Origin of the sequence: Pseudohalocynthiibacter sp. F2068 (assembly GCF_023015645.1) — a bacterium.
In the GTDB taxonomy this organism is placed as follows: Bacteria; Pseudomonadota; Alphaproteobacteria; order Rhodobacterales; family Rhodobacteraceae; genus Pseudohalocynthiibacter; species Pseudohalocynthiibacter aestuariivivens.
In genome coordinates this window covers 40916-53841 of sequence record NZ_JALKAK010000011.1, presented here as the reverse complement: position 1 = coordinate 53841, position 12926 = coordinate 40916, and the positions used below count along the sequence as shown (strand labels likewise).

Genomic DNA, 12926 nt, shown 5'->3' with positions numbered 1-12926 from the left:
TGTTTCTAAAAAACGGCAAAAGGGCAACCCCAAGAAACGCAACTTACCGGGCTACATCCTTTGCCGTGGCATGTTCCTCTCTATTAGAAATGCTTTTGTTTACAGGAAGTTGGTACTTCACGGCGAGCTTGTGATCTTTGGCCGTTTCATGAACAGATTCTGAAGGATCGGCACCGATTACGCGCGCCTTGCGCGCAATGAAGAGTTTACCCCACCCTTTGAAGGTTCCAACGGCTGGGGCGTCCGGATCCACCAAAAGGCGCGCACGCCAATTTTCTGGCAATGCCAATCCGCATCCTTCTGCTTTCTCGAGCATCCAGATCAACGAAATATTCGAAAGCGACCGTGACGCATGGTGCGTGCCAATCTGACCACCTACGTCACCATGCGCACCGCGAAACCAAACTTGCTCCATTTGGCCGGACCAGTCACTTGGGCATTTCCAGATCTCCGGTGCAAAGGCTTCGCGGGTTTCGTCAATAGCGAGAGCCTGATAGCCATTGCGGATCGTGTGGCCAAGGTGGTGGTTATGAAACGCATGGCGGGTTTCATAGAGTTTCCAGACGAGAGGCAGGCGCAGGCCCAGCGCCTTGACCGTATCCCATACGCCGACCATCTCTATCTCGACGTCTTTGTGGCAATAAGCTTGCGCAAACGCCTCTGCGGCAGAGCCGACGGTATCCAACTCGTAATGGCGGTAGGCCTGACGAATGTTTCGTTCAGTTGCGCAATCGCTTCGCAGCAGACCAACCTTATCAATAACTCCGGCCAGAGACCTAACCGCATATGCGCCACGCGAATACCCAAATAGAAAAATCCGGTCTCCCGGGCGGTAGCGAGATGACAGAAATCCATAGGCGCGACGGATTTGCCGGTTAATGCCGACCCCCTGAATCACATCCATTGTGTGACGCCATTGCTGCCACTGAACGCCCGCTTCGTATCGTAAAGACAGACGGGCAGTGGACGAAACTTCGGAAAGCAACTTGTAGGTCAACCCGGCGTTCGTTTCGCAATCGTCGCGCAAGGTAGACAAGGTTCCGTCCAGGATAACAACGTGGTCTACCCTGCCCCGCGTGACAACCGGTAATGACTGGCTGGCCCCAGGTGAAAGACCAAGCCACCGGCCTATGGTTTTAAGTGTCTGCATCGTTGCTTTCGTTTAGCATTTTCCAGACCCGGTGCGGCGTGAAAGGCATATCTGCCTGATGCACCCCTTTCGCCCAAAGCGCGTCCTGAACTGCATTTGCCACGGCCGCTATAGCACCGACAGTACCAGCTTCACCGCATCCTTTCATCCCCATCGCATTCGCAGTTGAAGGGACCGCTTCTGTGGCAAAACCTATCATCGGTAAATCATCTGCACGTGGCATGGCGTAGTCCATGAAACTCGCGCTAAGCAACTGACCTTGCTGGTCGTAGATGACCTGTTCAGTCAATGCCTGACCGACCCCCTGTGCCACACCGCCATGCACCTGCCCTTCGGCAAGCATCGGGTTGATCAGATTACCAAAATCATCGACGACTGAGTATCGCTCCAAACGGACGCCCCCCGTATCCGGATCAATTTCAACTTCAGCAACATGAGACCCATTCGGGTAGGAGCGCGCAGGAAGCGTCGCCCGGCTTTCATGAACCAGCAAATCATCCCGACCAGCGGCGCGCGCCCATTCCACGGCATCAAGCAAGCTTGGTGTCTGGTTGGACGCCTCGGTTCGGAACACGGTATCGTCGAACCCGAGAGTGTCTTCTTCCACAGCAAGCTTTTCAGCCACAAATGGCGTGAAAGCGGCAATCATCTTCTCGACAGTCAACAGGGTTGCATTGGTCTGAACAGTAACGGAGCGCGACCCACCAGTCCCCCCGCCATTTTCTATAAGATCGCTATCGCCCTGAATAACATGGATCATTTTGGCCGGTATACCTGTCTGATCGCTTAGGAACTGGGCATAGACTGTTTCGTGCCCCTGCCCGTTTGACTGGGTCCCGACAAAGATAGAGACGGTCCCATCATCATTAAAACTGACTTTCGCACCCTCGGACGGATCACCCAGAATAGATTCAATATAGTAGCAAAGCCCAATTCCCCGAAGCATCCCCCGAGATTCACTTTCAGCTTTTCGCTTAGCGAAGCCCCCGACATCAGCCTCTTGGTCAGACCTGCCAAGCACATGATGAAAATCGCCTACATCGTAAGTTTCACCTGTCGCAGACACATACGGAAATTGTTCTGGTTTAATAAAGTTTTTCCGACGCAACGCCCACGGATCAACCCCCAGCACGCGTGCGGCGTGGTCCATGGTCCGTTCAAGCGCATAGATAGCTTCCGGTCTGCCAGCCCCGCGATAGGCATCTACCTGGGTGGTATTCGTATAAATCCCTTTCACCGACATAAAAGCGGTTTGTACGTCATAGGTGCCCATCAGGACTTTGGAAAAAAGTTCGGTTTGAATAGGTTGTGCAAACTGCGAGTTATAGGCACCAAGATTGCAAGTCGTCGTTACACGATACGCCGTTATCCTGTGTGTTTCATCAAATGCCAACTCGCAAAGCGAAACCAGATCGCGCCCACTATTGTCGCTTTGAAAGGCTTCACTACGGTCCGACATCCATCGCACTGGTCGCCCAGTTGCGCGCGCGGCCTGTGCAACCACTGCATACTCCGGATAATTCATCGCCTTCATGCCAAAGGCACCGCCAACATCCGGGTTGGTAACACGCACAGCCTCGGGTTCAAGCGCCAGCGCACTTGCCAAATTTTTCTTTTGCCCCCAGACCCCCTGACCGTTTACCGCCAGATGCAAGCGCTTTCCGTCCCACTCTGCAAAACAGCCTCGCGGCTCCATCGAGCTCACAATAATTCGGTTGTCGACCACGTTGAAACGAACGTGATGAGCCGCGCTGGCAAAGGTTGCGTCGCAGGCTTCTTCATCGCCTTTTGCCCAGTCAAACGCGAGATTATTGGGGGCTTCCGAATGAAGCTCTTCACCTCCAACCGATAGCGCGACATGGGCCGGTCGTTCTTTATAGTCAAATTCGATTAGTTCTGCCGCATCCCGCGCCTGATCCAAGGTGTCAGCAATAACCATCGCAATTGGCTCACCCACAAATCGCACACGGTCTTTTGCCATTATTGGGCGCATGGGGGCCGCACCATCGCTTCCGTCGCGGTTCTTAACCGTCATCGCGGCCATCGAAATATCGACACCTGCGTCTTCCAAAGCTGCGGCATCCAAAACAAGGTGTACACCTTCGCTGCCACGTGCGGCTTCTAAACCAAGCAACAATATATCAGCATGCGCAACGGGCGAGCGAAAAACATAGGCAAACAGCGCGCCTTCGGGAGTTATGTCATCAACATAGCGTCCATGACCGGTCAGAAACCGCACATCTTCCACCCGTTTGACCGGCTGGCTCTTTCCAAATTTTTCCATACTGCCCTCAATGCACTTTATGGAATGAAACTAATACCCGCGCGCCCGGTGTCCAGTGCCGCGCACAACAAAAAGACCAAATGCGACCCGTTGTCGGAAACAGAAAAGACAGTACAGAGCGATTCGTCTGAGCGTTAGGTATTACTGCTGAGGAGGGTGCCATGCAAAAGCCTATCAAACTCGCAAACGGAAGTCTGACATCTGACGCGATCCAAAGTTACCATGACAATGGTTTCCTGACTCCCATTCAGGCCATATCTTCTGAACGCGCAACGCATTGGCGCACAAAACTCGAACAGATGGAAAATACCTGGCTTGATAACGGCCTGCCCAAACCATTGAACAGCTACAAACGGGTTAACGCGCAATGTGTGATACCGCTGGCTTACGAGATAGGTGCAGATCCCGCTATTCTGGATGTTGTTGAAGGGGTGCTGGGCCCAGACATTCTTATGTATGCTGTCGAGTTTTTCATCAAAGAGCCGCACACCAGGCACGTCGTCAGCATGCATCAGGACCTGACCTATTGGGGTCTAGGCGCAATCGACGGGCTTGTGACGGCGTGGATTGCGTTGTCCCCCGCAACGCGCGCGTCAGGCTGCATGGATTTTGTGCGGGCAAGCCATAAAAACCCAATCCTTCCGCACGCAGACACCTTTGACGACAACAACCTGCTAAGCCGTGGTCAGGAAATTCAGGTTGATGTTGCGGAAGAAGACAAAGTCTCGATCGAGCTCCAACCTGGTCAGATGAGCCTGCATCATGGGCTTATGATCCACGGATCCGGCCCAAATTCGTCGGATGATCGCAGGATCGGAGCGGTGATCAGATATGTGACGCCCGACGTTGCGCTCGAATCTGGCGAAAAGGATTTTGCGATTCCGGTGCGCGGCACCGACACGCTGGGGAATTTCCTTCACTATGATCCACCGAGCGGCTACTTTTCAGCAAAAGACCTCGCGACTTATGAAAACATCCGGGTTCAGCAAAACAAGGCGCAGGCCGCCGGGGCCGCCCGAGAACTCGTCTATGACAAGGAAGCATAAAGATGGATAAGGTCAAGTTCACCCAGATGAAAGACGGCGACAAGGAAGACTATGACTTCCTGACTGAACATGAGGTTGAGTACACAAAAGGTACCGCTGACCGGCTTTTGAAAGCACTTGTTGAACTGGACGAAGGGCTTTCAGGATACAAAATCACCCGATTAGGTCATTCGGTGCAATCCGCGACACGTGCGTGGCGCGATGGGGCCGATGTGGATTGGGTGGTATCGGCGTTGCTGCATGACATTGGCGACATCTACGCGCCGTATAACCACGATGAATACGCCGCGACCATCCTGCGGCCATTCGTGCGGGAACAATGCGCCTGGGTGGTCGAAAAACACGGTGATTTCCAGATGCTTTATTATGGGCAGCACGTTGGCGGAAACCCTGACAAGCGCGACACCTATAAAGCGCACCCTTATTTCAATGATTGTGCTGATTTCTGCGAACGCTGGGATCAATCAAGCTTTGATCCGGAATATGACACGCTACCGATCGAATTCTTTGCCCCGATGGTACGGGAAGTTTTTGCGCGTAAACCCTATGATCCTGATGTCATTCGCCCGGACGTGCGTGAACCCATGCAAAACGCCAAGCGCGCTGCGGAACGCGCATAAGAGCATAAAATACTCGAATTCAATTTCTGCGCGCTCGGTTCAGGGCGCTGCTCTCTGTTGCCCTTTCTGGGTACATTCGATAAGGCAGAGCGAAATCTGAATTGAGAGCGGAACCAGACCCCCATGGCCATGGAAAAAACCTTTGACGCAGCCGAGGCCGAACCCCGGCTTTATGCAAAATGGGAAAACGAAGGCGCCTTTGAGGCAGGGGCGAATGCCTCCCGGCCCGAAACCTTCTGCATCATGATTCCGCCGCCCAATGTGACGGGTAGCCTGCACATGGGGCACGCGTTCAACAACACGCTGCAGGACATTCTGGTGCGCTGGCACCGTATGCGGGGGTTCGACACGCTTTGGCAACCGGGTCAGGACCACGCGGGTATCGCGACGCAAATGGTTGTGGAACGCAAACTGGCGGAAACCCAACAGCCATCACGCAGCGAAATGGGTCGCGATGCCTTTCTGAAAAAAGTCTGGGAATGGAAAGAAGAATCCGGCGACACGATCATCAACCAGCTAAAACGCCTTGGCGCGTCCTGCGACTGGTCCCGTAACCGGTTTACCATGGACGAAGGGTTCCATGACGCGGTGCTTAAAGTCTTTGTGCAGATGTACAATGACAAACTGATCTATCGCGGCAAGCGACTGGTCAACTGGGACCCGCATTTTGAAACGGCGATTTCGGATCTTGAGGTCGAAAACATCGAAGTCGCGGGCCACATGTGGCACTTCAAATACCCGCTGGCAGGGGGCGAGACCTATACCTACGTCGAAAAGGACGAAGACGGGAATATCACACTGGAAGAAAAGCGTGACTATATCTCTATCGCAACAACGCGCCCTGAAACAATGCTTGGGGATGGAGCGGTTGCAGTTCATCCATCAGATGAACGTTACACGCCAATTATCGGAAAACTTTGCGAAATTCCGGTTGGGCCTAAAGAACACCGCCGCCTGATCCCGATCATCACCGATGAATACCCGGACCCGGACTTTGGCTCAGGTGCGGTGAAGATCACCGGCGCGCATGACTTTAACGACTACGAGGTCGCCAAGCGCGGCAACATCCCGATGTATTCGCTGATGGACACCAAAGGCCACATGCGGGCCGATGGGCAACCTTATGCGGATGAAGCGGCCATTGCCCAACGGATCGCGCGCGGTGAAGAGGGTTTTGACGAAGGTAAAATCGCGGCAATGAACCTTGTGCCCGACGAATACCGTGGCCTTGACCGGTTCGAGGCGCGCAAGCGCGTTGTCGCAGACATCACCGCTGAAGGGCTGGCCGTGATGGTCACGAATGACGAGGGCGAGGCCGTTCCACATATCGAGAACAAGCCGATCATGCAACCGTTTGGCGACCGCTCAAAAGTCGTGATCGAACCGATGCTGACCGACCAGTGGTTCGTTGATACCGCCAAGATCGTTCAGCCCGCGATAGATGCTGTGCGTTCCGGTGAAACAACAATCCTGCCGGAAAGCGACCGCAAGGTGTATTTCCACTGGCTGGAAAATATCGAACCCTGGTGCATCAGCCGCCAGCTTTGGTGGGGGCATCAGATTCCGGTTTGGTATGGGCCAGACTACCAAAATGATCCGACTGATTTGTATTGTGCTGCCAACGAAGATAACGCGGCACTCGCTGCTTTTCAGCGTTACCAATCTTCTGACATTTTTCCCGAGGAAATGTCAGTCGAGCAAAAGTTGGAATTTATAAAAAATTCGTTGAAACGCGACCCCGACGTCCTCGACACATGGTTTTCGTCCGGCCTCTGGCCTATCGGCACACTTGGCTGGCCCGAGCAAACTCCCGAACTCGAAAAATACTTTCCAACCAATGTGTTGATCACCGGCTTTGACATCATTTTCTTCTGGGTCGCCCGGATGATGATGATGCAATATGCCGTTGTTGATCAAAAGCCCTTTGATACCGTCTATGTCCATGCGCTGGTGCGCGACGAAAAGGGCAAGAAGATGTCGAAATCGCTTGGCAACGTGCTCGACCCGCTGGAACTGATTGACGAATACGGTGCAGACGCCGTGCGCTTTACGCTAACGGCGATGGCTGCAATGGGACGCGACCTTAAGTTATCCACGCAACGTATTGCTGGATATAGAAATTTTGGAACCAAACTTTGGAATGCCAGCCGCTTTGCCGAGATGAACGGTGTTTTTGAACGCGAAGTGACCGATGGTATCCCAACCGCTCAGCAAACCGTCAACCGCTGGATCATCGGTGAAACCGCCAAGGTGCGTGAAGAGGTGGACGCTGCACTGTCTGCATACAGGTTCAACGATGCCGCCAACGCGCTTTACAGCTTTGTCTGGGGCAAGGTCTGCGACTGGTATGTCGAGCTTTCAAAGCCGCTGTTCTTTAGCGAGGACGAGGAAATCCTTACAGAAACCCGCGCCGTCATGGGCTGGGTGCTGGACCAGTGTTACATCCTGCTGCACCCGATTATGCCGTATGTGACCGAAGAACTCTGGGGCAATTCCGGCAACCGCGCCAAGATGCTGGTTCACGCAGACTGGCCGACATACACCGCCGTAGAATTGGTCGACGCCAACGCGGACCGCGAAATGAACTGGGTGATCGGGCTCATTGAGGATATCCGCTCTGCCCGCGCGCAGATGCATGTGCCGGCTGGCCTGAAAATTCCGATGATCCAGCAGGCGCTTGATGACCTCGGTCGTGGGGCATGGGCGCGCAACGAGGCGCTGATCGAGAAAATGGCGCGCATCGACAGCCTGACAGAACGCGCTGATCTGCCCAAAGGCTGCATCACCATCGCAGTTGATGGCGGGGTCTTTGCGCTGCCGCTTGCCGATATCATTGATGTGGGTGAGGAAAAGGCGCGGCTCGAAAAATCGCTCGAAAAACTGGCCAAGGAACTTGGCGGTCTTAAGGGGCGTCTGAACAACCCGAAATTCGTTGCGTCAGCGCCCGAAGAGGTGGTGAACGAAAGCCGCACGCGTCTGGCACAGGGCGAAGAAGAGGTTGAAAAGCTCAATGCCGCTTTGGAACGATTGGCAGAACTGGCTTAATTCGAGTTTAAATTGGGGGCTGTTTTCTGGACCAGCATGGCAGTTGGCTGAAAACAGTGCCTTTAGGGAACCAGACGCTCGACTGCGCGCATCATCCCAAGGGATTTGTCATAGACCAGCGTAAGAATGCGCCGACCACCCGTACGGGTCGCAAGCGTTGGAAGTGTGCGGATAGCACCCGCTGCTGCGGTACTGACCAAAAAGCTACGCCGTGAAAGCTTCATGTGATATCGTTCCTTATTTGCGAACGATTCTCAAATAACAGCTGTTCACCGCGTTTCAACCCCTTGCCCAAGCACAATATTTACGTTTACGTCACGTATGACAGAAAAACGCCTAACCCCGCTTGCCGCCAGCCTTCCAGCAACAGTGCCGTTTGTTGGCCCTGAAACACAGGAGCGCGCGCGTGGCAGCACCTTTGCCGCCCGGCTAGGCGCGAATGAAAATGTTTTTGGCCCCTCGCCCAGCGCAATCAAGGCTATGGAACGCGCGGCGTCCGAAATCTGGATGTATGCAGATCCGGAAAGTTATGACTTGCGTGCGGCCCTTGCCGCACACCACGGGATTCCTTCTGAATGCATCATGGTGGGTGAAGGCATTGACGGATTGCTCGGCTATCTTGTCCGGCTGTTTGTCGGACCCGGTGACATGGTTGTTACGTCTGAAGGTGCTTATCCAACGTTCAACTATCATGTGGCTGGCTTTGGCGGTGCGCTGGTGACCGTTCCCTACAGGGGTGATCATGAAGACCCGGAAGCGTTGGTTGCAAGAGCCGCAGAGGTTGGGGCCAAGTTGATCTATCTTGCCAATCCGGACAACCCGATGGGCAGTTGGCATAGCGCCAAAACCATCCAAAGCGCGATTGAAAGGGTCCCCGCAGGCAGTTTGCTGGTGCTGGACGAAGCCTATGTCGAGCTTGCGGAAGATGGTGTTGCACCTGCATGGGATGTGGCGGACAGCAGAGTGATCCGTATGCGCACCTTTTCAAAGGCTTACGGAATGGCAGGTGCGCGCGTTGGGTATGCCGTTGGATCACCAGAGATCATTGCGGCCTTCAACAAGGTTCGCAATCATTTTGGCATGAACCGCGCAGCCCAGGCGGGTGCATTGGCGGCGCTGGCAGATCAGGCTTACCTTGAACAGACATGCCGCAACGTCGCAGACGGACGCGAACGCATAAGCCAGATTGCAGCCCAAAACGGTTTGGCTGCCCTGCCCTCTGCCACCAACTTTGTTGCAATCGATTGTGGTCAGGACGGCACCTTTGCAAAACGCGTATTAAGCGCGCTTGTTTCACAAGGTATTTTCGTGCGCATGCCCTTTGTGGCACCCCAAGACAGGTGCATCCGTGTATCCGCAGGCAGGCCGGATGATTTGGACGCTTTTGAGGCTTTTTTGCCAAAGGCACTGACAGAGGCGCGTGGCTAACACGATCGTGACTTTGAAAAATATTCCCGGGTGCAGTAGACTTACGTTAGCCAGCCCCGGACATGTCATGCACAACAGACCAGTCACACCTGTAGAAGACTTCACCAATCCATTTTTGGTGAGCTTGTTTGTTTTTCTGTTTTCAGCCCTGATCGCAATTTGGGCCGCCTACGGGATGATTCCCGCTCTGACACTTTCTGCGTTTCTGAATATCGGAATTAACCTCGGCAGCTAAGTCTCACTTACCACTGCATATCTTTGCGGCAGCTGCGAGCCCCCCGTCGCCGTGAGCGATACCAAGGTGTTTCATCCCAGCTTCAATCGCCCCAAGTGTTCCCAAAATCATATGCGCGTTCACATGCCCCATATGACCGACACGGAAATACCCGTGCCAGCTTGGGTCACCCGGGGGGGCCATACCCAACCCAATTCCAAGCGTCACGCCAAGATTTCCAGAAAGGTAGTCCCGCAGTGCGGTGCCGTCTGGCGCCCCGATGTGTACCGCTGTAACGGCATTACTTCGCTCTGCCGGATTGCTCACGTTCATTTTTGCCGGGCCTGATTGCGCCCAGACGTCAAAGGCTGCCCAGACCGCGCGGGCCAAAACGGCATGGCGATCCAAAACAGCCTCTAACCCCTCTTCATGCAGGATCATCGTTAACGCCTCGCGCAACCCAAAAAGATGATGCGTTGGCGCAGTGCCCTGAAAATATTGATAAAACATTTCCGGGTTGGCGCGCGGCACCCAATCCCAGTATGGCGAAACAGCGGGCAAGCTCGCGCGTTTCTCCGCCGCTTTTTCATTAAAGAAGACGAATCCCAACCCCGGTGGAGTCATCAACCCCTTTTGGCTGGCTGTAACGGCGACATCGACGCCCCATGCATCCATTTCAAACCGGTCGCATCCCATAGACGCGATGCAATCGACCATAAGCAAAGCAGGGTGCCCCGCCGCGTCGATCGCACGACGCAGTGCTGGGATATCGTTCTTGATCGATGTGGAGGTATCGACATGGGTACCCAGAACCGCCTTGATCTTATGTGCCTTGTCCGCCCGCAACACCTCGGCTATCTGATCAGTCTTCATTGCGTCTGATTTGCCAAAGTCGATCATTTCCACCTCGGCACCCAAGGCGCTCGCAACTTCGCCCCAGCCAAAGCCAAACCTGCCCGTGGCGGGCGCTAAAACCTTATCCCCCGGGGCGACTATGTTGGCCAGCGCCGCCTCCCAAGCTCCATGTCCATTGGCGATATAAATGGCTGCTTTGTGGTGGGTCCCTGCAAGAGTTTTCAGATCGGGAATCAAACCATCCACCATCTCTAAAAGTGGGCCGCTATATATGTTCGGCGCCGCACGGTGCATCGCCTGTAAAACACGATCCGGCATAATAGACGGGCCGGGAGCTGCAATAATATGGCGTCCATTCGAGAGAGTCATTTTTGAAATTCCAGATTCAGTTTCCAAAGACCTATGTGCCAAGGTAGCAATCGTCAATTGGGCCTGTTCGCTTGCGTGCTTTGACGGATCGGGCTAGACCTTCTGGGCAAAGGTCGGAAGAACAGGCAGCCCGTGACCGTTACCCCCAAAACATCCACCGACACTCAGGCCTACACCTCACGCCGGTTATTTTCGCGGCTGTGGCGGGATTATCTGGTCAAGCACAAGTACTGGCTGGTGCTTGCGCTGTTTCTAATGATTGTCGAAGGTAGCACCCTTGCATTGCTCGCGAAGATGCTGGAGCCACTTTTCGATGTGGTCTTTATTGGCGGAGATGCAGATGCGGTCTGGTGGATCGGGGGGATCATTTTTGGCCTGTTTGCGGTGCGCGGCTCTACCGATCTGATCAAGAAAACTGTGCTTGCCCGCGTGTCGCAAAAATCTTCGACCGAAATGCAAACCGAATTGTTACGCCACCTGCTTAGTCTGGACAGCGGGTTCTTTCACAAAAACTCGCCCGGGGCGTTGATGGAGCGGGTGCAGGGCGACACATTGGCAGTTCAGGGTGTCTGGGCCGTTGTAATTTCAGGCATTGGCCGCGATTTCTTCTCACTTGCATGGCTGTTTGCTGTCGCACTCTCGATAGACTGGTTGTGGACCTTGGTTGCAGTTATCTCGGTACCTTTGCTGATCCTGCCAGTTGGTATTTTGCAACGATACATCCGCCGCAAAACACAGCATATGCGCGAACAGGCCAGCCTGAGATCCACCCGTCTGGATGAAGTTTTTCACGGTATAAATCCGATCAAACTGAACCAGATGGAAAGCTACCAGATGGAACGATTTGAAAGGATCGTTGACAGGATCGTTCTGGCCGCAGTCAAAACCGAAGCGAGCCGCGCAATGATCCCGTCCTTGGTTGATATTGTCACGGGGCTTGGTTTCTTTTGTGTTCTCGTTATTGGCGGCGCAGATATCATTTCCGGCGAAAAATCTGTTGGTCAGTTCATGAGCTTTTTCACAGCGATGTCGCTGACCTTTCAACCGTTGCGCAGGCTAGGCGGTATTGCCGGAACATGGCAAGTCGCGGCAACCAGCCTGGAACGGCTCTATCGTTTGTTTGATGAAAAACCTTCGATCCTGCAACCAACGCATTCAACTGCAGAGATCAGGCCCGGCAATACCGAACTTCGCCTTGAAGATGTCCACCTTTCCTATGGTGATCTGCCAGCATTGAATGGCGCGAGCTTCATCGCTGAAGCGGGAAAAACAACAGCGCTGATTGGCGCATCAGGTGCCGGAAAAAGCACCATCTTCAATGTCCTGACCCGTCTGGTGGAGCCACAGTCTGGTCAGGTTACACTTGGTGGGCAGGCGATCAGCGGTTTTACCCTTGACGATTTGCGCGCACATTTTTCCGTTGTTTCGCAAGAAACGCCGCTGTTTGACGAAACAATCCGTGAAAACATTTTGCTTGGCCAACAAAACGTACCCGAAGATACGCTTAAAACCGCACTCGACGCTGCGCATGTTTCTGATTTTCTGTCTAACCTACCTGAAGGTTTGGAAACACACGCCGGACCACGCGGTTCGAACCTATCTGGCGGTCAACGCCAGCGCGTTGCCATTGCACGGGCGTTGCTACGTGATACGCCTGTCTTGTTGCTGGATGAGGCAACATCGGCACTGGATGCACATTCCGAAGCCGCTGTTCAGGAAGCACTTGACCGTTTAAGCAAGGGGCGCACCACATTGGTGATTGCGCATCGCCTTTCAACCATTCAATCCGCGGACAAGATCGTTGTAATGGATAGTGGTCGTGTTGTTGACGAAGGCACACATAATGAGCTTTTAGATCGTGGCGGCATTTATGCTGACCTCTATGCATTGCAAGTGAAATCTGAAACCAACTAAA

10 protein-coding genes are annotated in these 12926 nt (G+C 53.9%); 6 read left to right on the top strand and 4 right to left on the bottom strand.

Annotated features, from left to right (window positions below):
* Positions 1-43: 43 nt before the first annotated feature.
* Together MWU63_RS13695 and MWU63_RS13690 are read right to left on the bottom strand one after the other, a co-directional pair.
* Positions 44-1150: a DUF2235 domain-containing protein gene (locus MWU63_RS13695; protein ID WP_247078364.1), complete on the bottom strand. Its 1107-nt coding sequence runs from the start codon at positions 1148-1150 to the stop codon at positions 44-46.
* A complete protein-coding gene (locus MWU63_RS13690) occupies positions 1137-3434 on the bottom strand; it encodes a xanthine dehydrogenase family protein molybdopterin-binding subunit (protein ID WP_247078362.1) in 2298 nt (765 codons plus the stop codon). Before MWU63_RS13690 ends, MWU63_RS13695 begins: the two co-directional genes overlap by 14 nt.
* Positions 3435-3595: 161 nt before the next feature.
* Between MWU63_RS13690 and MWU63_RS13685 the strand changes: the two genes are divergently transcribed.
* The 3 genes from MWU63_RS13685 to MWU63_RS13675 all read left to right on the top strand — a co-directional run bounded on the left by MWU63_RS13685 (position 3596) and on the right by MWU63_RS13675 (position 8145).
* On the top strand, positions 3596-4480 hold the full coding sequence (locus tag MWU63_RS13685; RefSeq protein ID WP_247078360.1) for a phytanoyl-CoA dioxygenase family protein: 885 nt from the start codon (positions 3596-3598) through the stop codon (positions 4478-4480).
* Between the two features lie 2 nt (positions 4481-4482).
* The gene (locus MWU63_RS13680) at positions 4483-5100 is read left to right on the top strand and encodes an HD domain-containing protein (protein ID WP_247078358.1); all 618 of its coding nucleotides are present in this window, start codon (positions 4483-4485) and stop codon (positions 5098-5100) included.
* Between the two features lie 123 nt (positions 5101-5223).
* A complete protein-coding gene (locus MWU63_RS13675; protein ID WP_247078356.1) occupies positions 5224-8145 on the top strand; it encodes a valine--tRNA ligase in 2922 nt (973 codons plus the stop codon).
* 62 nt (positions 8146-8207) lie between these two features.
* Here MWU63_RS13675 and MWU63_RS13670 read toward each other — a convergent pair whose 3' ends face one another.
* The gene (locus MWU63_RS13670) at positions 8208-8369 is read right to left on the bottom strand and encodes a Tat pathway signal protein (RefSeq protein ID WP_213890554.1); all 162 of its coding nucleotides are present in this window, start codon (positions 8367-8369) and stop codon (positions 8208-8210) included.
* A gap of 97 nt (positions 8370-8466) precedes the next feature.
* On the opposite strand from MWU63_RS13670, the gene MWU63_RS13665 reads away from it, so the two are divergent.
* Both MWU63_RS13665 and MWU63_RS13660 read left to right on the top strand, forming a co-directional pair.
* On the top strand, positions 8467-9573 hold the full coding sequence (locus MWU63_RS13665) for a pyridoxal phosphate-dependent aminotransferase (protein WP_247078348.1): 1107 nt from the start codon (positions 8467-8469) through the stop codon (positions 9571-9573).
* A gap of 67 nt (positions 9574-9640) precedes the next feature.
* Positions 9641-9808 carry a hypothetical protein gene (locus tag MWU63_RS13660; RefSeq protein WP_213890552.1) on the top strand — a complete coding sequence of 56 codons (168 nt, stop codon included), beginning with the start codon at positions 9641-9643 and terminating at the stop codon, positions 9806-9808.
* Between the two features lie 3 nt (positions 9809-9811).
* Here the strand turns inward: MWU63_RS13660 and MWU63_RS13655 are convergent, their stop codons facing one another.
* A complete protein-coding gene (locus MWU63_RS13655; RefSeq protein WP_213890551.1) occupies positions 9812-11011 on the bottom strand; it encodes an aminotransferase class V-fold PLP-dependent enzyme in 1200 nt (399 codons plus the stop codon).
* A gap of 132 nt (positions 11012-11143) precedes the next feature.
* On the opposite strand from MWU63_RS13655, the gene MWU63_RS13650 reads away from it, so the two are divergent.
* Positions 11144-12925, top strand: coding sequence for an ABC transporter ATP-binding protein (locus tag MWU63_RS13650; protein WP_348646238.1), 1782 nt, complete (start codon positions 11144-11146; stop codon positions 12923-12925).
* Position 12926: the final 1 nt, after the last annotated feature.